The sequence below is a fragment of the Flavobacterium salmonis genome (assembly GCF_903819435.1).
GTDB classification, from domain to species: domain Bacteria; phylum Bacteroidota; class Bacteroidia; order Flavobacteriales; family Flavobacteriaceae; genus Flavobacterium; species Flavobacterium chungangense.
The window spans coordinates 188,015-209,928 of the sequence record NZ_CAIJDP010000078.1 but is presented as its reverse complement, the minus strand read 5'-3'; the positions used below and the strand labels follow the sequence as shown (position 1 = coordinate 209,928).

16 protein-coding genes are annotated in these 21,914 nt (G+C 34.9%); 5 read left to right on the top strand and 11 right to left on the bottom strand.

Annotation, left to right across the window (positions count from 1 at the left end; all coding sequences use genetic code 11):
• Positions 1 to 700 precede the first annotated feature (700 nt).
• Positions 701 to 2,221 (bottom strand): PAS domain-containing sensor histidine kinase, encoded by a 1,521-nt coding sequence (locus FLACHUCJ7_RS16490; protein ID WP_180909659.1) that lies wholly within the window; start codon positions 2,219 to 2,221, stop codon positions 701 to 703.
• Positions 2,222 to 2,430: 209 nt separating this feature from the next.
• Between FLACHUCJ7_RS16490 and FLACHUCJ7_RS16485 the strand changes: the two genes are divergently transcribed.
• Positions 2,431 to 2,940 (top strand): response regulator, encoded by a 510-nt coding sequence (locus FLACHUCJ7_RS16485; RefSeq protein ID WP_219634121.1) that lies wholly within the window; start codon positions 2,431 to 2,433, stop codon positions 2,938 to 2,940.
• A 45-nt stretch (positions 2,941 to 2,985) separates the two neighbouring features.
• On the opposite strand, the gene FLACHUCJ7_RS16480 is transcribed toward FLACHUCJ7_RS16485, so the two are convergent.
• From FLACHUCJ7_RS16480 to FLACHUCJ7_RS16470, 3 genes are all read right to left on the bottom strand, one after another.
• Complete coding sequence (locus FLACHUCJ7_RS16480) at positions 2,986 to 3,537, bottom strand: response regulator (protein WP_180909657.1); 552 nt, start codon at positions 3,535 to 3,537, stop codon at positions 2,986 to 2,988.
• 859 nt (positions 3,538 to 4,396) lie between these two features.
• Positions 4,397 to 5,173 (bottom strand): SDR family NAD(P)-dependent oxidoreductase, encoded by a 777-nt coding sequence (locus tag FLACHUCJ7_RS16475; protein WP_180909656.1) that lies wholly within the window; start codon positions 5,171 to 5,173, stop codon positions 4,397 to 4,399.
• Positions 5,174 to 5,632: 459 nt separating this feature from the next.
• Positions 5,633 to 6,607: a hypothetical protein gene (locus tag FLACHUCJ7_RS16470; protein WP_180909655.1), complete on the bottom strand. Its 975-nt coding sequence runs from the start codon at positions 6,605 to 6,607 to the stop codon at positions 5,633 to 5,635.
• Between the two features lie 232 nt (positions 6,608 to 6,839).
• On the opposite strand from FLACHUCJ7_RS16470, the gene FLACHUCJ7_RS16465 reads away from it, so the two are divergent.
• Positions 6,840 to 7,031: a cold-shock protein gene (locus FLACHUCJ7_RS16465; RefSeq protein ID WP_180909654.1), complete on the top strand. Its 192-nt coding sequence runs from the start codon at positions 6,840 to 6,842 to the stop codon at positions 7,029 to 7,031.
• A gap of 199 nt (positions 7,032 to 7,230) precedes the next feature.
• Here FLACHUCJ7_RS16465 and FLACHUCJ7_RS16460 read toward each other — a convergent pair whose 3' ends face one another.
• Both FLACHUCJ7_RS16460 and FLACHUCJ7_RS16455 read right to left on the bottom strand, forming a co-directional pair.
• Positions 7,231 to 7,989 (bottom strand): SDR family oxidoreductase, encoded by a 759-nt coding sequence (locus tag FLACHUCJ7_RS16460; RefSeq protein ID WP_180909653.1) that lies wholly within the window; start codon positions 7,987 to 7,989, stop codon positions 7,231 to 7,233.
• Positions 7,989 to 10,196 carry a hypothetical protein gene (locus FLACHUCJ7_RS16455; RefSeq protein ID WP_180909652.1) on the bottom strand — a complete coding sequence of 736 codons (2,208 nt, stop codon included), beginning with the start codon at positions 10,194 to 10,196 and terminating at the stop codon, positions 7,989 to 7,991. The genes FLACHUCJ7_RS16460 and FLACHUCJ7_RS16455 overlap by 1 nt, the downstream gene beginning before the upstream one ends.
• A gap of 248 nt (positions 10,197 to 10,444) precedes the next feature.
• Between FLACHUCJ7_RS16455 and FLACHUCJ7_RS16450 the strand changes: the two genes are divergently transcribed.
• Positions 10,445 to 10,660 (top strand): hypothetical protein, encoded by a 216-nt coding sequence (locus tag FLACHUCJ7_RS16450; RefSeq protein WP_180909651.1) that lies wholly within the window; start codon positions 10,445 to 10,447, stop codon positions 10,658 to 10,660.
• Positions 10,661 to 10,813: 153 nt separating this feature from the next.
• Here FLACHUCJ7_RS16450 and mnmE read toward each other — a convergent pair whose 3' ends face one another.
• Positions 10,814 to 12,214, bottom strand: a complete 1,401-nt coding sequence (gene mnmE, locus FLACHUCJ7_RS16445; RefSeq protein ID WP_078228354.1) for a tRNA uridine-5-carboxymethylaminomethyl(34) synthesis GTPase MnmE — start codon at positions 12,212 to 12,214, stop codon at positions 10,814 to 10,816.
• A 180-nt stretch (positions 12,215 to 12,394) separates the two neighbouring features.
• Here mnmE and FLACHUCJ7_RS16440 point away from each other — a divergent pair, with 180 nt between their 5' ends.
• Positions 12,395 to 13,228 (top strand): universal stress protein, encoded by an 834-nt coding sequence (locus FLACHUCJ7_RS16440; protein ID WP_078228352.1) that lies wholly within the window; start codon positions 12,395 to 12,397, stop codon positions 13,226 to 13,228.
• A 68-nt stretch (positions 13,229 to 13,296) separates the two neighbouring features.
• Complete coding sequence (locus FLACHUCJ7_RS16435) at positions 13,297 to 15,069, top strand: MutS-related protein (RefSeq protein ID WP_180909650.1); 1,773 nt, start codon at positions 13,297 to 13,299, stop codon at positions 15,067 to 15,069.
• A 93-nt stretch (positions 15,070 to 15,162) separates the two neighbouring features.
• Here FLACHUCJ7_RS16435 and FLACHUCJ7_RS16430 read toward each other — a convergent pair whose 3' ends face one another.
• The 4 genes from FLACHUCJ7_RS16430 to FLACHUCJ7_RS16415 form a co-directional block, all read right to left on the bottom strand.
• On the bottom strand, positions 15,163 to 15,588 hold the full coding sequence (locus tag FLACHUCJ7_RS16430) for an HIT family protein (protein WP_078228857.1): 426 nt from the start codon (positions 15,586 to 15,588) through the stop codon (positions 15,163 to 15,165).
• 140 nt (positions 15,589 to 15,728) lie between these two features.
• Positions 15,729 to 18,077: a TonB-dependent siderophore receptor gene (locus FLACHUCJ7_RS16425; RefSeq protein WP_180909649.1), complete on the bottom strand. Its 2,349-nt coding sequence runs from the start codon at positions 18,075 to 18,077 to the stop codon at positions 15,729 to 15,731.
• Between the two features lie 245 nt (positions 18,078 to 18,322).
• On the bottom strand, positions 18,323 to 19,048 hold the full coding sequence (locus tag FLACHUCJ7_RS16420; protein WP_078228346.1) for a hypothetical protein: 726 nt from the start codon (positions 19,046 to 19,048) through the stop codon (positions 18,323 to 18,325).
• A gap of 70 nt (positions 19,049 to 19,118) precedes the next feature.
• Positions 19,119 to 21,509, bottom strand: coding sequence for a TonB-dependent receptor (locus FLACHUCJ7_RS16415; protein WP_180909648.1), 2,391 nt, complete (start codon positions 21,507 to 21,509; stop codon positions 19,119 to 19,121).
• Positions 21,510 to 21,914: the final 405 nt, after the last annotated feature.

The window sequence follows — 21,914 nt, the reverse complement described above, 5'->3', positions numbered from 1 at the left end:
GATTTAAAAAGGTATGTCTGGGCAATTGCCAGATTAGGAGGATGGAAAGGCTATACCTCTGAGCGAAAACCCGGAATTACTACTTTATGGATTGGAATATAGAAATTCAATTCAATAATGCAAGGGTGGAAGCTATTTGAAGATGTGTCCTGACGGTAGACTGCTATCGGGGCTAGGGCTGCCGGCCCTATTTTGCGTTTGGAGAAATGTAAATTTGAATTCAATTGTTGTATTTCTAATTTACAGGCGGTGCAAAAATAAAGTATTTTTTGTAAAATATTTTCTGGTTGTTATGTGTTATAAAAAAAAGGAAAAGGAAACGAAAACAAAAAAATAACTAATCTATTGATTAAAAAATTTTTATGCAAAATAAGGCGTCAATTGTCTTCAATTGGCGCCATTTGTCTGTGTGACAGGAACAGGACAAATTTCTATAAATTTCATGGAGGATTTGAAGAGATTGGCTTACTACTGGTAGGGAATGTCTTTCATTGGCTTTATGAATTTGGTTTGGATGTCCTGTTGAGGATTGAAAGATAATTTATTTAATTTTTATATATGTGTGATGAGACTGCCAAAAAACTTAGACATGCCAAATAGCTTTAAAAAAAGCGACTTAACTTTTTATGGCAAAAAAGGTATCCTCTCCAAAAAATATGCGCCGTTATATTGCCACAAAACTAATGCACAATAGCAGCTTCTAGATATTTTCCGTGGCTTGTTTAAGGGGAAGGGTAACTATAAATTCAGCACCATTTTCTTTTTCTCCTCTAGCCATTATAGTTCCGTTGTGCCTGTCGACTATCTTTTTACAAAGGGCAAGGCCAATCCCGTTTCCCTCGTATTCATTTTTGGAATGAAGTCTTTCAAAAGCGGTAAATATTTTTTCTGCATAAACAGGATCAATGCCAATACCATTATCCCTGAAGGAAATTTCAATAGAGGCGTCCGAATCGATATTCTTTATAGTTGATGTGATGATAATTCTGGGAGGCTGGCCCGCTTTTGTGAATTTGAGTGCATTTTGGATAAGATTATAGAATAGCTGCTCAATAAGAATAGGGGCTCCCTCGATTTCAGGAAGATCGTCTATAATCAGAACGGCACCTTTTTCTTTTATGATAAGCTCCAGGTCTGTTCTGATGTTCTCCACCAGGTCATTTAAGAAAATCTTTTCAACTGGCTGGGTACTTTTGTCCATAGTAGAGTAGGCAAGTATCCCTTCAATAATGCATTGCATTCGATTAGCAGAATTGGCAATTTTATTTAATTGCATAACAGAACGTTCCGGCAGCCGGTCTGCAATCTCATTTTTTAAGAAAGCATTGAAGATTTTAATTTTTCTGACCGGTTCCTGAAGATCATGGCTCACCACATTGGCAAAATGCAGCAGATCATCATTAGAGCGTCGCAGTTCCAGGGTACTTTCTTCTATCTTTCTTTTAAGTTCTGCTTCAAATTCTTTTTGGTCATGTATATCCTGCACAACTCCTAAGATGGTTGACGGGGCACCCTTTTCATCTTTAATGATTTTTCCAAAAACCTTAATCCATTTCTCAGACTTTTCTTTCTGTATAATTCTCGCCTCGTAGCAGACTACTCCCTTTAGCAGGGCATCCTGATAAGCTTTTTCCAGAAGGCGGTTATCCTCCGGATGCAGTTTTGCTGCCAGTGCCTCTATTGTAATTTCAGCGCCGATAGACCAGAGTTTTTTAAAATTATCAGAAATTTTGATCTGATCTGTTATAAGGTCGATTTCATATGTTCCCATGCCACAGGCTTCGATAGCCATGCTCAGCATTTCATCGGAATTTACTTTTTGACTTGTGGCCTCATGTAATTTAGTGACTTCCATGCAGGTATGTACCACGCCGTAAACAGCTCCCTTTTCATCGCGAAGAGGGATAAAATTAGAATTTAAAAAAAGGGGTGCCCATATTCCCTTTACAAGGATGTCAACTTTTTGGTCGTTTACCTGAAAAGGTATTCCCGTTTTCATTACCCTTAGAATTTCTTCGCTGATCGATTCTTTGTGAAACTCAGAAATGCTGTCAGCGATTTTTTTGCCAATAATCTGCTCGCCTGTATTCCATAAACTCTGCATGGCGGGATTAGCAAGGCAAATTATTAAATCGTCAGTACAATACACTGCAGTGGGCACTGGAGTATGTAGTAATATGTCCTGTAGAAAAATTAAATTGTTCTGCACATTTATTGGCATTATGGTTGATGCTAAAGTAGTGTACTGCCTATGATTTATGTTATACAATTTAATGCAAATGATTGCACAACTCCAACATGTTTAATTCCCTAACAGTAGTATTGTGTGAATGTTAAGTAAAAAAATCGATATTTTTTAATATTATCGCTTTGCCCGAATATTATTAAGCATTTATAGAGTACTTTTGGTGCTTGTAAAGCGACCTCAATATGATAAGTTCTGAAAATCCCATGGCAGCTCCTAAAGACTTAAATGAAAAAGAGCCGGTAAAAATTATATTGGCCGAAGATGACAAGGATGATCAGGAATTATTCATGGAGGCTCTTGATGCATCAAAAGTTCCTTCCGAAGTTACCACGGTAGAAAACGGGGAGGAATTGTTGAGCACCTTAAAAGATCCGGCTGCACCAAATCCCGATATTGTTTTTATAGATATCAATATGCCCGTTAAAGGGGGCAAGCAGGCACTCGCTGAAATAAAGAGCGATCAAAAGCTTAAGGATATCCCAGCGGTTATGCTCTCCACTTCCAATCACCCTGACGAAATTGAAGATACTTTTAACAAAGGGGCAAACCTCTACATACAAAAACCAAGTTCTTTTACAGGCTTTATTCTCATCCTTAAAAAAGTATTCTTTCTTCACTGGACAAAAGCTTTAGTGAACCCTGCTAAAAATATGTTTTTTGTTTCTGAAAAGAATATATCCCGGAAGGATTAAGGCAAATAGGGCTTTGGCTGTATTTTATCATACCAAGACGCGTTTTTATAAGGAATTTGTCGGTGTAAGGCTAATGCGCCAATATTCCACTATGTTTTGGATGACAGTTGTGAATACGGCAAAATCATCTTCTTTTTTGAAATAACCCTGCGCATGGCAGGCGTAGGCCCGAAGGACATTCTCAGGGCTTCTTGAAGTAGATAAAAAGATATAGGGTACACATTTTTCGCTTATTTCACTATTGGACAGAATTTCTTCGCGCAGTTCAAAACCGTTTATTTTGGGCATATTAATGTCGGAAAGTATAATAAACGGTTTTACTGCCGGATCTGACAGATAGGGCACCGCATCCATCGGATCTTCAATAAAAGTTATTTTATTTGGATACCCCAGACTCTCAAAAATATCCCCAAGCAGGGCCCTGTCATCCTGGTCGTCCTCAATAATTATAATCTCCCCGTTTGTTCTCATACAAGTAAAGATAATATTTATGTAGGACAAATAGTGGTGTTTTGGCATTTTATTGGCAGTCTGCAGCTTATCATTACTATAATTATTACTAAATGCCCGCACTTTTGCGGGCACTTTGGGAACCATAATTCCATATTGGCATTTTTATATAGCTATGGAATGAAATCCTTATAAGTATTTGAAGGATTAAAAATACTGCCATATTATTTTCCAGTATTAGCTGTTTATTTTCTCCTTATGATACTGCCTGAGCCATTTTTCCATTTTCTGAAGTAATTGAATTTCTTTCACGTGACCTGATGGATTTGAAAGTCCTGTAATGGTTCTTTGATAATAAAACCTTTTATTTTCAAAGAGGCAGGTGAATTTTAGGAATTCGTTGTGTGATACGAGCCATTTTTCCGGGTCAGCATCGTCAATTGTATATAATTTTAGTTTTTAGGTTTAATATTATTTTTTTGGAGCTCTTCCCTCTATACGTTCCAATCTTTTGTGCCGAAACCCGGCACAAAAGGATTTCCGCTGCACACGAGCGAAGCGAACTGGCGAAGCAATCGGGGCTAGGGCTGCTGAGTAGCAGTAATAAAAATAAGTGAGATTATAAAAAAAATGACTCCAATTGTCTTCAATTGGCGCGATTTGGCTTGTTTGTGACAGGAAGAGGATAAATTTCTATAAATTTTATGGAAGATTTAAAGAGATTGGCTTACTACTGGTAGAGCATGACTTTCAGTGGCTTGAGCAATTTGGTTTGGATGTCCTGTTGGGGATTGATGTAAATATCTACGCGTTAGTAATATATGATAACAGCTAAAAAAAAAGCGCCAATTGAATTTAATTGGCAGCTTTTGGCTATGGTGAACCAAATGGTAATTACTCATCTTTACGGTGGCTTTGTGATAGTAGCGTACTTATAAAGTTAATGACAGAGTAACTTTTTGGAACATTTTTACGTTTTAGAATCAGACTGTTGATCAGCAGGCTTCTACTGTTTGTCCATCATGGCGGCAACTGCGGTATCGGGCAAAATATTGCTCATACCGATCATGGCCTTATTCTTAAAGCCGGAAATAATTTTATCCTTGCCCGACATGAGTGCCTCATAGCCGTCTTTTGCCACATCGGCCGGATGCGCCAGCGAGGATTTGTCCTGCACTATTGTGCTTCGCTGCATATCGGCCTTATTAAAAAAGTCGGTATCGGTCGCGCCCGGCAATAGCGCGGTAACAGTAATATTATTGTCTTTCAATTCATGACGGATAGCTTCGGAAAATGAGTAAACAAAAGCTTTGGTCCCGTGGTAAACCGACTGCCATGGCCCCGGGCTCTTGCTGGCTATTGAAGCAAGATTGAGTATTTTGCCATAGTTGCGGGCTATCATTTGCTTGGTAAAATGTTTTGTCAGTATTACAGTGGAGGCGATGTTCAGGTCAATAATTTCCAGTTCGCGCTGTACTTCAGTATCTTTGAAAAGTCCGTAAACCCCTTGTCCGGCATTATTTACAAGCACATCGATCGATATGTTTCTTGACTCCACTTCCGCGCATAAGGCAAAGGCGTCCTCTCTTTTAAACAGATCTTTTGCAATAGCAATGACATCAATGTTATGCTTTTTGAACTCGGCAGCTCTGTTTTTTAACTCATTTTCATGCCTTGCCACAATAACAAGGTTGTAGCCATCCCTGGCAAAGAGCTTGGCAAGCTCGTAGCCGATTCCTTCAGTTGCTCCGGTAATCAGCGCATAATTTTTAGTATCTCCCATGATGTTATTTATTACAAGTTAATTTTTTTTACCCGGCCGGCAATTCAATATTTTAATCTACAATTTGTTCTTATGCCTTTTTAATGCAAATAATTTTATTTAATTTATTAATACCAGCAATTTTCCTTTTTGAATCCAGTTTTTTTCTTCAGAATAAATTTAGTCTGTCAGCCGATATCAGTTTTACAAAGTTTTAATCGGGATTTACAAAATTTGACTGAGAGAGTGTCTCTTGACAGCGGAGATCTTTGTAAATAGTTGATTAATAAGGATATATTGTTATTTAGGATCTTTTCCCGCTATACGTTGCAATCTTTTGTGCCGAACCCCGTCACAAAAGGATTTCCATTACTATCGGGGCTATTGGGCATCGGGCCCAATTTTGTCTTTGAAGAAATTAAATCTAATATGGAAGTTCGATAAAATTTAAATTCCAGACTATTTAATGCTTTTGAAAATTTAATCCTCTATCACCGTCTTAGACGCAATAAGACGAAATAAAGGTTCATATTTTTTAATTTGCAAGTCAAGATTTTTGTTTGATGCGACCGGACCGATGCTCCCCTGCAGGCAGTACAGTTTTTGTTTTTGTGTAAACATGAACTGCAGCATTCTTATTTTCATTTGGTCAGCAGCATTGCCAAGAGATTGTTCCACGTCGACCATCATACCTGGAATACCGTCAATTTTTACATTCTCGGTGCGGATAAGCGCAGATTCGGGAGGTATCATCTCGAGTATTGATTTTTCATTTAGAATAATCTCAGGCTGTTCGGAAAGATCATATACTACAATTGTGATTTTCTCATTGCCCGTTCCGTAATAACTGGTAAACTGCTGGATTGTCTCGGGCATGTGGGCTTCTTCTGCCAGCCAGCTGTGCGGAATAGGAACCTTAAGCGCAGTTTGTTCTGCTTTAGGATGGTTTTTGGTTGCGAAAGTTTTAATATGGCCATCATTGATTTCTTCATGGGGCGTGTGGTGGTAAGCAAATGACAGTATGCCTTTTGAAATCGTTGTATCAGTAATATGATGACTTCCTTTGCTTACTTTTTCAAGAAAAGCAATGGCATATTTTTGCTTTTCGATTGGGTTTTGAAGTTGTACATTAATCAGCGAATCGATATTTCGTTGTACTATCTTAAATTCGGACGCTGTGAGCTCATCCTGCAGGAAGCGTTCAATATTTCGTTCTGCCCTTGAAAATGGAATTTCAGCATTATTTTGCGCCGCGCTGACTTTGCGCTTAAGATCTGGAAATTGTTTGGCTATAGTTTTCAGAGCTGAACTTTGTCCTTTAAGGTAGGCATAGGTTTCAATAGCGAACATAACTTTAGGTGTCGGCTTTTGAGCCTGTGGATAAAATAGTGCAGGAGAGCTGCAAATCAGCAGCAGCAGTATTATTCTGCATCTTGTGAAAATTAGTAGCGCCATTTGTCTAAAAAATTATAATTTATATATTAACAGGAGATTTTCCCTGTTTCAATTTTAGTAGTTAATTGTAAGAAATAACACATTTCAAAACTGCAAAATTGTAAAGTAGTATCTTTATATAATTCGCTTCTCTTGTTATATAATTTTCATAATCAGCAATAAAACTGCTATTTGTTTTTCAAATTGTGATTTTAAAATCATACATTTATTTCAAATTATAACAATTATAAAGATGCAGGAAGGTACAGTGAAATTCTATAATGAAGAAAAAGGTTTTGGATTTATAACACCGAAAAACGGCGGGAGTGAAATCTTTGTCCATGCCACAGGTCTATCGGAGAGTATCCGTGAGAACGATGAAGTTCGCTATGATATTGCTGAGGGTAAAAAAGGCCTTAATGCAGTGAACGTCGTAGTGGCTTAATTTTCAAAAGAAAATGTAAAAGCACCTGTCTTTTGAGAGGTGCTTTTTTTTTTGTATCATGCCTTGATGAATCCATTTCTTAGTACATTGACATAATTATTGACAGATAAAGTGCAAAAAAAACACCTGCAGCATTACAGGTGTCTTTATAAAGTAAATAGCATAAGGCTAAAAAGTGTTATTAATTATAACAGTACAATTAAATTATTTGCAGATGCGGACGAATCTGCATAGTTACAATATCGCATCTTCTTGGCTGTGACAGGCAAAATAAAGTACTCATTGCAATATCGTAAGCCTCCAGCATTTCCAGTTTTTCTACTTTCTCGTGCTGTACTTTTTTTGGGTCAGTCTGCATGTCGCTGGTTACCGCACCGGGTTCAATTAGAGAAACTTTTATTCCAAGCGGATTTAATTCTTTACGCAATGATGTGCTAAAACCTCTTATTGCTATTTTAGTTGCCACATAAATAGTACTTTCGGCAGTACGGCTTTCTGCGCTCATCGATCCAATATTGATAATATGTCCTGATTTTTGCTCTTTCATTCTTGATGCGGCTTGTTGAGCAAAGGCTAGATAACCTGTAATATTTGTATCTATGACATACTTGTAATCTTCATAGGTTTCCTTGGTAAGTCCCGGCGCTGCGAGCGCTGCGTTGTTGATTAAAATGTCAATTCCGCCCAGCTCATTATCTACTATTTCAAAGATTTTATCAATGTCTTCTTTTTTGGTTACATCTGCCGGGGTGCCATAAACTTCGCTGCCCGGAAATTGTTGTTTGATATCGGCAACGGCATTATCGAAATCTTCTTGATCTCTTCCAAAAATAAGAACGCGCCCGCCCAGCGATACTAATACATCGGCAATTGCTTTTCCTATTCCGGTTGTTCCGCCCGTGATTACAATTCGTCTTCCATTGATGTTTTGTCCAAAGTAATTTGTTAATTTTTCCATTATGTGTTTTTATTTATTAGTAAATAGTACCATTCAATCGTAATTAAAGCCTGAGCTGAAATTTCATATTCATGCAGTTTTGCACTTTCGTGAAAGGCCTTCAATGGCTCTTTATTCTGAAATACTTTCATTTTAATACTTCGATCGCCTAATTTTATAATTTTTAAATTGCACGACATATCTTTATCCCCGTCAAGGTGTATGGTGACTGATTTTCCCCTTCTGGTATATTGATTAGGATAATCGATAAAAATTAAAAAGTCTTCATCGACTTTGATGTATTGTCTTGGCACGACACCAAATGCCATTCCGGCACCGTAAACTTCCTGACCAACCTGACCGCTTTTCTCCCAGCCATTGTATAAATCCTCTAATGGAACCCACAAATCAGCCTGTATTTCTCCCGTTTTCACTTCTTCAGAGAGCATTTCTTTAGGCAGCATTGCGGGATAATAATAGGCAATTCTGCTAACGGCAAATTTTATGAATTCGGGAATCAGCGTTTTTAACGCTGGTAAAATAGCCACGTCCTTTGCCTGAATGAAATATTCTGATAAAGCGGCATAGACTTCTAATTCTTCGTAAGCCGCAGTATACGGCGCGTCATTTAGTGGAAAGATGGAAAAGAAATTCGTGTAATTTTTTCCAAAGCCATATCTGCAGTCGTAAAGCTGTACATTTTTAAATAACCCGCTAAGGCAGGTATAACTTAAATCCAGATACAGTTTTTTATTGGTAATTTTATACAATTCTAATAATGCTCCCGCCGAAAAAGCGGTATTATTAGCCTGATATAAAATATTGACTCCCAGATTTTCCAATTTTTTTGCCGCTTTTTCTGCCTCGTTTAAATAGCGTTTTTCTTTGGTCAGCTTATAAACCAATAACATTAAATGAGCGTAAGCACCTGGAACATCTCTTTCTCCTCCTGCGCCCGGAGCGGTTTCTGCTTTGATTATTTCCAGGGTTTCCATATTATAAAATACCGGCCATGAATATTTAAAATGGTGCGCCACTTTTATGGCATAATCAATGGAATCTAAAACGAGTTTCTCTGCTGTTTTGTCGCCATGTAAAGCCAGCCTGGCCAAATTCATCAAAGGATGATGCAGGTACCAGGAATCCATCACCATTTCTTTTTTTTGTTCTTCGGACTGGTCAAGTTTGTCAACAAGTGCGGGAAGCCATCTGTTTATGCATTTAATTTTTGGATCATAAAAAGCGGGCAGCCCTTTTATTAAATCCTCACAAAGCGGCTGTTTTTCGCCGCTCCATTTTTCATATTCCTTAAATGGAGTGAGTACGGCAAGCTGAACCATACTCTCGGCAGGAGTTTCATAATCGCACAAATAGGCATTGAGATACGGATTTCCGTTATTTTGTGTCCATGCACCTTTGTTATAGGTTAGGTCTGTAATGACTTTCTGCGCAATATCAGGCCAGTCATTGTATTCAATTCTGGGCTGCGCCAATACCTTGTATATTTTTACAAGATTATTTAAGAAATTTTCGCAGATAGGTGATGTCTGCTCAAATATTTCGGTAGTTAATACAACATAAGCATCGGATATTGTAAAGGCTTTATCTGCAGGAAGAGGCAGCTTATCTGTAGCTGGAAGCTGAAATCCAATTTCCGGCCAGGTTCCGCCGACGGTGCTTTTTGATTCCGTTTGGGTCACTTCGCAATATTCTGATAAGGACGTAAGGTTTTGAAAATAAAAAAAGGAGCCCGTTTGCGGTTTTGTAATGCTTGCAAATAGTAATCCTGATCTGGAACCGAACTGCTCGATATGGATTTTACCGCTGGTATTTTCTACACTTCCATTTTGTGTAAGCGGAAGTATATCCCGTGGCCAAAACGGAATCATTAATGGGATGTTTGCCTTAAAGCTGGTAGTATAATGCAGCAAAGGCGAAGCTTCATCGGGAAAAGTAACGCGAAGTTCATAATTTCCAAGTTTGGAATTTAAAATTATGACGATACTATCTTCGTCATCAAAAATATTGGACACTTCAAAACAGCCGTTCATTGCAAATGCGGCGCGAAACGCTATTTTTCCATTATTGGGCATAAGGGCGACAATCCAGAGAGAATCGCCTGTATTGTAAAATTGATAAGTATAATCAAGAATTTTTCTTTCTAAAAGTATGTCACTATTTTCAATATCTGCCTGAGCAGTTGCGCTCCATGGTGTGATGGTATGCATAATGATAAGTTTTAGTTTATAAAAATGTGGTACGTACTGCGTAATGGATTATAGGATCTTCATGATGAACAAATTTCAGTAAAACAGCCGTATTTTGTTTTATATAATTTTTCCTAGTTTTTATAAATTTTTTCTTTTTTCTGTTAATGCTGGGCATCTTAAAATACTGTAAAGATCAGCTGAAAAGCTGTAAGGAATTATAAAACAGCGCATTGTAATTTTGATTTATAACCTTTAAAAATATCATTATGAAAACTGCGATAAAAAAAACAGCTGATACAAAAAGTAAAATGGGAACTGCTGCTGCTAAACCAACAGCGTCCAAAACAGCTCCAAAAGGGACCGTGACGGCAAAACCTTCTGCTGCAGAAGGGCTGAGAGAATTATTTGTAGATTCGCTAAAAGATATCTATTGGGCTGAAAAAGCACTGGTTGGTAAGGTTTTACAATCTATGGTAGTATAAAATTCCTAAAAAATCTCTTATTTCCAAATGTAGTAGTACAATTAGTAAACTAAATACAGTAAATAAGGGTAAACAAAGTTATACATCAAAGCATAGAAAACCCTTTGTTTATAGCGCATGGAATGTAGAAATATGATACTTTGAAATATATAGTTACTTTCCAATGCAGAAATTAGCGAAAATATTACCCAATAATTCGTCATTGCTGACCTGACCTGTAATAAGCCCGAACTGATAAAGAGCTTCTTTAATATCCAGTGCAATTAAGTCACTGGAAAGGTTCGTTTCAAGGCCAAATTTTACTTTTTGTATTTCGTCTAAAGCTTTAAGCAATGAATCATAATGTCTTGTATTTGTGATTATAGTTTCGTTATTTCTTAGTACACCGGTGTTTACAAAAGAAAGTAATTCATTTTTTAAATCATCAACACCAATTTTTTGTTTGGCAGAAATTAAAAGAAGCTTAGCATTTAGATTCTCAAGTTGATTTGTAATGTTTAAGACTTCTTCGTGAGACAAAACATCCTTTTTATTAACAACAATTAATAAAGGTTTTAATGGGTATTTATTTTTGATTTGTTCAATCTCTGAAACAAATTCAGAACTTGAAAGCTGAAACTTTAAACCATCAAACAAATAAACAACAACTTGAGCCTGGTCGATTTTTTCGAAAGTCTTTTTTATTCCAATGCTTTCAACAACATCTTTTGTTTCACGAATTCCTGCTGTATCGATAAATCTAAACCCAATTCCGCCAATAACCAATTCATCTTCAATAGTATCGCGTGTTGTTCCGGCTATGTCAGAAACAATTGCCCGCTCTTCGTTTAATAAGGCATTTAACAAAGTTGATTTACCAACATTTGGTTCTCCGACGATAGCAACCGGGATTCCATTTTTAATGACGTTTCCAATAGCAAATGAGTCGATTAGACGTTTTAGGACAAATTCAATTCGGTTTAATAACTCATAAAATTGTGTTCGGTCTGCAAATTCAACATCTTCTTCTGCAAAATCCAATTCTAGTTCAATTAAAGATGCAAAGTTTAAAAGCTCTTCTCTTAACCGGGCAATTTCATTACTAAAACCGCCTCGCATTTGCTGCATGGCAATTTGGTGTGAAGCTTCATTGTCAGAAGAAATCAAATCGGCAACAGCTTCTGCCTGTGATAAATCCAATTTGCCGTTCAGGAAAGCTCTCAAGGTAAATTCTCCAGCATCAGCCATACGACAGCCTTTTCTCAATAATAACTGGATAATTTGTTGTTGGATATAAGTTGAACCATGACATGAAATTTCGATTGTATCTTCGCCGGTGTAAGAGTTAGGTCCTTTAAAAACAGATACTAAAACTTCATCCAGCGTTTTTTCGTTATCCACAATGTGGCCCAAATGTAAAGTATGTGTCTTTTGCTTTGTTAAGTCCTTATTTTTTATAGATTTAAAAACAGAGTTTCCAATGGAGATTGCTTCGGCACCTGAAATACGAATTATAGCAATAGCTCCTGCTCCGGATGGAGTAGCCAATGCCACTATAGAATCTTGATTTATCATCTTGCAAAGGTAAGAAAAAAGCAGAAATCTTACGAGCTATGAAAATTACAAATGATAACATTAATGAGTCTAAAATAGCACTATTAAGAAATTATTAACTGTTAAAATCCTGATAATTATCAGTTTGTTTTGCCTTTATAATGATTAAATTTGAATAGAAACCAATTAATCAGATATAAAATGAAAAAGATATTATTTCCAACTGATTTTTCTGAAGCAGCTACAAATGCATTTGTCCATGCTTTAGAATTTGCTAAAGTTGTCAATGCCGAACTCATTTTACTGCATACTTTTGAAATTCCGGTATATGACAGTCAGTTTTTCCCCGAGAATTACGCAGCAATTTACAGTTCAATAGAATTGGCTAAATTTGACCTTTTTAAAGATGAAATCCCTAAATTAAGGGCTATTGCTGCTGAACGAAATTTAAATGAAATAGTAATAAAACACCGGTTAATGGATGGTGATTTGCTCTATAATTTAAAAAATGCTGTAAAAGAAGATCAAATTGATTTTGTAATTATGGGTACAAATGGAGTCTCAGACTGGACAACTTTCTTTTTGGGATCCAATACTAGTTCTGTGATTTCAGGGGTTGAGGTTCCGGTGTTATGTGTTCCGATAGATGCTAAATTTAAAAAGATAAAAGTAATTGGTTTTACTACCAGGTATCGGGAAAAAGATAAAAAAGAGTTGAGAAAAGTATTAAAAATAGCAAAGAAAACGGATGCAAAAGTTCGAAGTTTATATGTTAAAACTTCTGATTCGGATGTGTCCCAGCAAACCATCAAAGAATGGGAAGTCGAGTTTGCTGATGAAAATGTAGAATTTTTAGTGTTGCCAAGTGATGATGTCAAAGAAACAATACTTGATTTTATACTTTTTAAGGATATTGATGTTCTCACGACTATTACACATAAAAGATCCTTTTTTGAAGGGTTTTTTAGTTCTGGTTTTGCTAAAAAAATAACGAAAGAGGTTTCTATTCCTGTTTTAGTGATGCATGATAACTAATTTCTGATGTAATTAATCAGTGTTTTGTATTGGTAAAACCTATATTTGTGATTCATTAAATTAAAAAGATGGATTATTATCAAAACAAGGTTTCGCAATACACCGAATCATTACATACAACTAATAAAAAGTATAACAGTATAAGTATTTTAAGGCTCTTAAGTATTTTTAGTTTTTTGTTACTGATGTTTTATTATATTAAAACAAGCGAAATTTTATACTTAATTAGTGCTGTTGTATTTTTTATTTGTTTTATATTTTTAATGCGTATTCATTCGCGTCTGTCATTTCAAAAACAGTTTTTAATTACACTTTTAAAAATAAATGAAAATGAAATCTCTTTTCTAAAAAGAGAAAAACTTCCTTTTGAAAACGGTATTGAATTTAATGATTTCCATCATCCTTATGCATATGATCTGGATATCTTTGGAGAACATTCCTTATTTCAGAATTTAAACAGAACAGCAACTTTTGTAGGGAAAAAAACATTAGCAAACCAATTATTAAAATTGAACTCCAATGAAAGTATTCTTGAAAATCAAGAAGCAGTTAAAGAGCTTAAATCAAAAATAAACTGGAGGCAGGAGTTTTTTGCTTTAGCAGTTGTCAGTCATGACAGTAAAGATTCATATGATTCGTTAATGCATTGGAAATCATTTAAAAATAATTATTTACCTAAAGTTTTAAATGTACTTTCAATTCTTTTACCTGTCTTGTTTTTTGGCTTTCTGGGGGCTTATTTTATTACCTCAAAAACTATTCTGTTATCGTACCTGACTTATGTTTTTATCGGAAATCTGATTGTTTTAGGAAGTGGAGTTAAACGTATTCGATCTGAAATTGCCAAAGCTGAAAATATTGATAAAATAATAAAGCAATATAGTTTGCTGGTTCAGAAAATTGAAAATGAAACTTTTGAATCTAAGAAACTGAATGATTTAAAACAGCAGTTGTTTTTTAAAAACGCAAAAGCCAGTTCCCATTTAAAACAGCTGTCAGAATTGTTTTCTAGAATGGATACAATTAATAATTTTGTTACTGCAACTGTTTTTAACGGAACTTTTTTATTTAATCTCCATGTTTTAAGAGCACTTTTGAATTGGAAAAATGAGTATGCAGATGAACTTGAAAAATGGATTTCTGTTATAGGGGAATTTGAAACCTTAAACAGCTTGGCAAATTTAGCGTATAACAATTCTGACTTTGTATTTCCTGAAATAAACAAGGAGCATAAAATTGAATTTACAAATCTAAGCCATCCACTATTGAACCCCGTAAGCAGAGTAGGGAATGATACTCATTTTTATCCGCAGTCTTTTATGATTTTAACGGGTTCTAATATGTCGGGAAAAAGCACTTTTTTAAGAAGTTTAGGGATCAATATGTTATTAGCTGGTATAGGGTCAGTTGTCTGTGCTTCAAATGCTAATATTCATCCATTGCAAGTTTTAGTTTCAATGAGATTATCTGACTCTTTAGCAGATAGTGAATCCTACTTTTTTGCTGAAATCAAGCGTTTAAAACAAATTATGGATGCCTTGGAAGATAAACCGGCTTTTGTTTTACTGGATGAAATTTTGAGAGGAACCAATTCTGATGACAAACGAAACGGAACAATTGAAGTAGTTAAAAAAGTCATTGCTAAAAATGCAATTGGTGCCATTGCGACACATGATATTGAAGTTTGTTTAACAACTAATGAATATCCTGAAACTTTGACCAACCAATGCTTTGAAGTCGAAATAAAAGACAATGATTTGCATTTTGATTATAAACTTCGCAACGGAATCTGTAAAAATAAAAGTGCTACTTTTTTAATGCAAAAGATGGGGGTTATTTAATTCTTTGATTCAAACAAATTTTTGTAAAAAAAACTTTTTCTGCCTCATAAAGAAGAGTCAGAAAAAGTTTTAAAATAAAAAACGAAATGTGTGTTACAAGTTCGATTTAATTTTTTCTATAACAGCGTCATATTCTGAATCAGATAAATATGTTTTTTGAGGGTTCATTTCAAAAACACTTCCAAATCCGTAGCCATCTTTGTATTTCGGAACAATGTGCATGTGTAAGTGAGATAAAGTATCACTAAACGCTCCATAATTGATTTTATCAGGATTAAAAGCTTTTGCAATAGCTTTTGCTGTTGTAGCAGCATCTTCCATAAATAAATTGCGCTGTTCATCGCTTAATTCATAAAATTCAACTGCATGATCTTTGTAAACTACATTTAAGCGTCCCGTATAAGATTGCTCTTTAAAAAGGAAAAGTTGAGATACTTTTAAATCTGCAACTTTTATCATTAACTGGCTTAAGGTATCATTGTTTTGACAATACAGGCATTCTGAAACTGGACTAGGCATGTTTTGATTAAATAAAAGGTTTGTAATAATTGAAAGTACTTTCGGCAAAAATACTTTTTATTTTAAAAGGAAAAACTTTTTCTGCTTTTCAAAAATGAAAGAGGCAGAAAAAGTTTTTAAGGAGTAAACTAAAACTTAGGTTACAATTTGTATTTCAAGCTAACTATTACCTGACGTGGTGCGATTGGGTTTGTGCTATAATTTTCGTGGACTGTATAGTTTAATTCATCTGTAATGTTTGATAATTTACATAAAAGAGACATTTTTTTCCATTCGTAACCTACAGACGCATCAATAGTTGCGTAACCTTCTAATGGAATGTCACGATCTCTGATAGTAACTATGTATTTTGGATCATTTGGGTTAGTAGGTGCTGGTTTGATTTCTGTCCATAAGTAATCATCATTCCAGCCTCCTGTGCGGTCGCCAACATAATTAGCAATTGCTCCAAATGAGAATCCTTTTAATAACCCGTAAGGCAATTTATAGAAAAAGCTCAAATTTGCTGTATGTTTAGGAGTTCTTGCTAAAATATCACCTACCACAAGACTTCCGCTTGTTCCCGAAGATTTTGAAACTTTAGTTTCATTAAAACTATATCCTGCCATTATGTTTAAACCTTCAACAGGTCTTGCGGTAACATCGATTTCAATACCTTTTCCTTTTGTAGCTCCAACTAATTCTTTTAAATTAGTGTTTACATTTTCAGAAACTCCATCTGCTTGAAATTGAGCAGTTTGAGCTAAATTGTTGTTTTCAATCATGTAAGCTGTTACATTTGTACTCAAATCTCCTTTCCAGAAATCTTTTTTGATACCTACTTCGTACTGATCAATGATAGATGGGTCTAATGGTTTAAAATCAACTGTAGTTCCGGTATTTGGTGTAAACGAGTTAGAATAGCTGGCAAATAGCGACATATCTTTGTTAGGCTGTATAACCAGTCCTGCTTTTGGAGAAAAAGCTCTGTTTAATGCTTTTGCCGCAGTTACAGGGACTGCATTTTCATATGGCGTTGTGATTATATTTTTATTAGTAGGCTGTCCGTTTACTATTTCTTTTTCTATTACTTCTTTTGTTGTAGTAACCTGACTTTCCTGCCATGACCAACGAATTCCTCCTAAAAACTTGATATGTTCTGTGATTGAAATTAAATCTTGTGCAAAAGCTCCAAAGCGTTTTGTATCTGTTGTAGCCAATTGGGTTATTCTGTTGCTGTAAGGCACATTAAGGCTTTGAGTGCTGTAATCGTAGTTTAAGATATTTATGGCTTTTGCCTCTGTTGTTACAAGATCAGCAGGTTTTGCAGGATCAAAGAAACCAAAAGTATAATTTGGAGCTGTTGAATATTCATAGTCAACCCCGGTAAATATTTGATGTTTGATTATTCCAGTATTAAAGATACCCTGAAGATTCAATTGGTCTCCAAATATATTTTCTCCGGCATCAGCTTTTGTTAATCCTCTTTTCCAGAGAACTTCTTTTTCACCTGTTGTGCTATTGGTTGAATAAGCTAAATTAGATAATTGTGCTGTTGTTGTTTGAGTTCTTCTGTAGGATTGAAAAGAAGAATTAAAACCTAACTTCCAATTATCATTAAAGTTATGATTAAGTATTAATGAAACACTTGAAGATTTTGTGTTCCCCGTTGACCAAAGTGCTCCAAAAAATTGATTGCGTGGTAAATCTAAAATTTCTTTTCCAACAATTCCGGTTCCAAAATCCGGTGTCCAGTCGGCACTTAGATAATCTCCTTGTAATGTAATATGAGTTTTTTCAGTAAGGTTAAATAATAACGAAGGATTAAAATAAATACGTTCATTTTTTACATAATCCCTAAAGCTTTCTGAATTTTCGTAAGAAGCATTAATACGATAGGCGATTGATTTGTTTAAAGGGCCGTAAAAATCGATCGATGGTTTGTAAAAAGCATAGCTTCCCATTTGCATGGATAATTCACCGCCTTCTGTGAATTTTGGGGTCTTGGTAACTAAATTTAGAATTCCTCCCGGGGTAACATTTCCAAATAATAATGCTGATCCCCCTTTTAAAAATTCTACCTTTTCTAAACCTGATACATCTGGAATAGATCCTGTATTATAGCGAAATCCATTTTTAAACATGTTATTTGTATCCATCGTATAGCCTCTTGACCAAAAAGATTCTTGTGCACCACCACGGGCTGAACCTACATAAACGCCATTAGCATTTTTTATAACGTCACTTAAACGAATAGCCTGCTGTTGTTCGATAACTTCACTTCCAACAATCTGAACACTTTGTGGTAAATCCATTACCTTAATTCCTGAGCGAGCTGCAGAAATTGGTTTTTTTGGTTTGTTGGCAGTAATTTTAACCTCATTAAGAACTTCACCTTTTTTGTTTTTTACAGTATCATTAATTGCTGATGCAGTATCGTTATTTGAATAATCCTGGCTGTAAGTAGCAAAACTTAGAAATGATAAACTGAAAAGTAAAATATATTTCATGGTGTTTATTTAGAATAATTTAAAATAATTTTTTTGCAAATATAGCGGGTATGTTTATTATTTAAAAGTTTATTTAGATTAATTACTATTAATTTTACAACTATTTGTTTGTTAATTGTTTATTAATTTTTTTTAAATATACCGCTTCAATAATATAAGAAAAATAAGATGTTTTTAAAATGGTTTAAACAAAAAAAGCCTTTTTCTGAATTGAAAAAGGCTTAATTAAATCATAAAACTTAAATTTATTTTACGGCAATTAAATAAGTTGCCATTTTCCAAATTTCATCATATTTTTTACTGTTATGTTCTCCTGATACTTTTTCGGTATATGCAAATTCTACCATGTAATTTCCTGGCCAGATTGGCGTAAAAGAGATTTCTCCTTTATCGTTTGTCCATAATTCTTTTTCCCACCCGTTTGGGGCAATTACTTTTACTTTTTGCTTTTTGGCAGAAGCGCCTTCGTACAAAGCAAATATGTCGATTTTGGCGTTTTTCTTAGCGATGTCTGCATTTTCACTAAAAACGCTAATTACATTATTATTTGCCGTTGCATAGTTTCCTGCAGTTTTGTTTCCTACTACAACTGTTGCACTTGAATTGTAATCTAAAACCATAGTTCCGTAAATATCTTTTACTTTGTGGTGCATTACAATGGTGTAAACTCCGTCTTCATCAGGTGTAAAAAATGCCTGATATTTATTTTCTAATGCTTTAGAAGTTAATTTGGTTTCTTTTTTTGAAGGAGAAACCAATACTAAAGTAAAGTCTTTTAAATCTGAAAACCATTTGTCGGCTTTGGTAATATCGTTATCTGCGAATTCTCCAAAATATATGGATATTTCCTGAGCCTTGCCTTTTGTACCAGTAGCTTTAGTTTCAATCCATAAGGCGTGGGCAAAAAGGGCAGGGCTTACAAGAAGCATTAAAATTGCAAAAGCCAGTTTTTTTAAGTTATTTGATTTCATAATAAGTACGTTTTTAATTATTGTTTGTGATAAAATCCCTTAAAAACTAATTTAAAGGATTCATTTTTATTTAGAATTTGTAACTAACCGACAAGCGAACGTTTGTTCCCGGTTCTGCTTGCCAGTAATAATACCCCGGATCGTATTTTCCACCAGAATATAAATATTCGTCTAAAATGTTATTTACAATTACATTATAAGTCATTTTTCCTTTTTGGTATGTAACTCCACCATCTAAACGGAAATAATCAGGTAAAGCTGTTTCATCGCTGTCAGAAACAAACCATGGAGATCTGTCAATTTGATATTGGTAACCAATTGAAAGGCCTAAACCGTTTAGTGCTCCCTGATCCATTTTATAGTTTAACCAGGTATTCTGAACATGTCTTGAAGTTCCCGCAACCTGAGTTCCTACTAATGACTGGTCTGTATCTTTAGTGACTTTTGCTTCTGTAAAAGCATAATTTATAACCACATCAAGATTCTTAACAATTTCTCCTCTAATATCAGCTTCAAAACCTTTTACTTTTTGTTCTCCACTTTGTCTCATATACTGAATGCCTCCTGTAGAGTGGTCCGGATCCGCAGTCAAAATGTTTTTATTTGTAATTTGATATACTGCAAAGGTCGAATTCCATTTTCCGTTCATCCAGTCTCTTTTGAAACCAAACTCAAGATTTGTCCCGGTTTGTGGATCAAAACTATTTCCTAGCCAGTCAGTTCCATAGTTTTCATTAAACGATTCATCTCTTACAAAATAAGCCGAAGTATTTTTGTCTAAAGAATAGCTTACACCCAATCGAGGCGTAAATTTACTGTCTTTATATGATCCTGAGTATGCATTTGAAGTTTTTAGTGTTGTATATCTGCCCGCAAGCGTTACACGAAGACTGTTATCAAAAAATCCTAACTCATCCTGTAGGTAAAAAGCGTTGTACCCATTGCGATATTGTACACCTCTTTCTCTGATATCTTTACTTCTGTCAAAAACAGGTAATTTATTAGCTGGAACATTACCATGAGTTGGGTTATAAATATCAAAAGGAACAATATTACCATTAACATCATAGCCATTCAAAGCAAACGTCTGGCTCCAGTCATGATAATTTAATTTGTCACTCATATCAAGACCGCCTAAAATTTTGTGAGTAACAGAGCCGGTTTTTTCTTCACCATTTACGAAAAATTGACCTGTTTTGGCTATTCCTAAAACATCCCAGATAGATACTCCACGGTGTAAAATATTATCGTTTCCAGAATCAAATCCAGGGTATTGAGGCCACATTGACATTCCTTCTTGTTTGAAGTTAAAATAAGCAGCTTGTCCTGTAAATTTCCAATTATCACTTAATTTGTGCTCCAAAATTGCCAAAATACTTTGGTCATTCATATTGGTTGGATCAAAATTTGGCTCAGCATTAGTAAAACTTTTAGGCAAATCTGCGTATCCTTTGTTAGAAAAAAGATAGTTTGAACCTATTGCAAGAACCTGAGAAAATTGATAAGTATATTCTAATGTAAGTGAGGTTTGATCATCAATTAAATATTTTAATACAGGAGCGATAGAAAAACGATTGTTATAATCGAAGTCACGGTGACTGCCTTTCATTTGTCCCATAGCATTGATTCTGTACAATAACTTTCCATCTTTCGATAATTTTCCGTCAAAGTCTAAAGCACCTCTGTACATGTCAAAACTTCCTAATGCAAAATTAGCCTCACCTTTTGTACGTCCGCTTGGTTTTTTGGTTACAACATTATAAAAACCGCTTGGGTTACCATTTGCGAGCATAAAACCGGCTGGTCCTTTTACAAACTCGATACGCTCTACCATACTCATGTCTTCGGTCAATGGTCCCCATGTAGTGCTTACATTCATCCCATTTCTAAAAGCCGCAACCTGGCTGCCTCTCATAGTAATATTAGCATAATTATCCCAGTGTTCTACTCTGGTAGCGCCACTTACGTTACGGGTAACACCTTCAAGCATATCATATATTTGCTGATCCTGAATTAATTTTCCGGTAATTACCTGAATGTTTTGCGGGATTTCAATAATAGCCGACTGCAAACGAAGCGAGGATGAAATTCTGTTGGTTTTAAAAGCGCTTTTGTTACTTAAAACTACAACCTGATTCAGTTCTGTATTTGATAAAGTCAATTTTAAATCTGCAGTCGTTACTTTACCTGCAGTAACAGTTACTTCTTGATTAAGATCATCATATCCCACTAGTGTAACTACTAATGTATGTGTTCCTGCAGGCACATTTTTAAGTTCAAAAGATCCATTATTATCCGCAATCGTGTTTTTGTTTATTCCTTTTACAGAAACAGAAACTCCTTCTGCAGCTTTATCGTCGCTTGTTTGTATTGTTCCTTTTATTGTACCTTTTTGGGCAAATGAAGTAGTAAGTGATAGCAAAAAGATGCTGAAAAGTAATAAGAACTTTAAGTTATTCATATGAAAATAGATTTGTTATTATTTAGACTTAATAAAAATAATATACAAATATAAAATTTAATACTTGTTTAACAAATATTATTTAGATTAAATATGAATAATATTTGTTAATGTATTGGTTTTAGGGGAGTAAGGTTTCAAAAAAAAATGCCTTACTTGATAGTAAGGCATATAAATTGGTTTAAGTATTGTAAAATTTCTTAATAATACAAATTTATTATCTGGAATTGAATTAAACTTATTTTTTGATCTGTTTTTTGCTTTTTCTAAAGAATGTCGTATGTTTTGACCTTCCTATTTGTAACAGAAGAGTTAGGATATAAAAAAACATATCATTTTGCAGCAGCTTTCAAAAAAACGTTTGCTTACTTGCTAAGTAGACTAAAAATTAAAGAGTACTAATTT

Bases quoted from the DNA above. Each gene is read 5' to 3' on its own strand.
- FLACHUCJ7_RS16490 (WP_180909659.1), bottom strand. From the start codon at position 2,221: ATGCCAATAAATGTGCAGAACAATTTAATTTTTCTACAGGACATATTA.
- FLACHUCJ7_RS16485 (WP_219634121.1), top strand. From the start codon at position 2,431: ATGATAAGTTCTGAAAATCCCATGGCAGCTCCTAAAGACTTAAATGAA.
- FLACHUCJ7_RS16480 (WP_180909657.1), bottom strand. From the start codon at position 3,537: ATGGTTCCCAAAGTGCCCGCAAAAGTGCGGGCATTTAGTAATAATTAT.
- FLACHUCJ7_RS16475 (WP_180909656.1), bottom strand. From the start codon at position 5,173: ATGGGAGATACTAAAAATTATGCGCTGATTACCGGAGCAACTGAAGGA.
- FLACHUCJ7_RS16470 (WP_180909655.1), bottom strand. From the start codon at position 6,607: ATGGCGCTACTAATTTTCACAAGATGCAGAATAATACTGCTGCTGCTG.
- FLACHUCJ7_RS16465 (WP_180909654.1), top strand. From the start codon at position 6,840: ATGCAGGAAGGTACAGTGAAATTCTATAATGAAGAAAAAGGTTTTGGA.
- FLACHUCJ7_RS16460 (WP_180909653.1), bottom strand. From the start codon at position 7,989: ATGGAAAAATTAACAAATTACTTTGGACAAAACATCAATGGAAGACGA.
- FLACHUCJ7_RS16455 (WP_180909652.1), bottom strand. From the start codon at position 10,196: ATGCATACCATCACACCATGGAGCGCAACTGCTCAGGCAGATATTGAA.
- FLACHUCJ7_RS16450 (WP_180909651.1), top strand. From the start codon at position 10,445: ATGAAAACTGCGATAAAAAAAACAGCTGATACAAAAAGTAAAATGGGA.
- mnmE (WP_078228354.1), bottom strand. From the start codon at position 12,214: ATGATAAATCAAGATTCTATAGTGGCATTGGCTACTCCATCCGGAGCA.
- FLACHUCJ7_RS16440 (WP_078228352.1), top strand. From the start codon at position 12,395: ATGAAAAAGATATTATTTCCAACTGATTTTTCTGAAGCAGCTACAAAT.
- FLACHUCJ7_RS16435 (WP_180909650.1), top strand. From the start codon at position 13,297: ATGGATTATTATCAAAACAAGGTTTCGCAATACACCGAATCATTACAT.
- FLACHUCJ7_RS16430 (WP_078228857.1), bottom strand. From the start codon at position 15,588: ATGCCTAGTCCAGTTTCAGAATGCCTGTATTGTCAAAACAATGATACC.
- FLACHUCJ7_RS16425 (WP_180909649.1), bottom strand. From the start codon at position 18,077: ATGAAATATATTTTACTTTTCAGTTTATCATTTCTAAGTTTTGCTACT.
- FLACHUCJ7_RS16420 (WP_078228346.1), bottom strand. From the start codon at position 19,048: ATGAAATCAAATAACTTAAAAAAACTGGCTTTTGCAATTTTAATGCTT.
- FLACHUCJ7_RS16415 (WP_180909648.1), bottom strand. From the start codon at position 21,509: ATGAATAACTTAAAGTTCTTATTACTTTTCAGCATCTTTTTGCTATCA.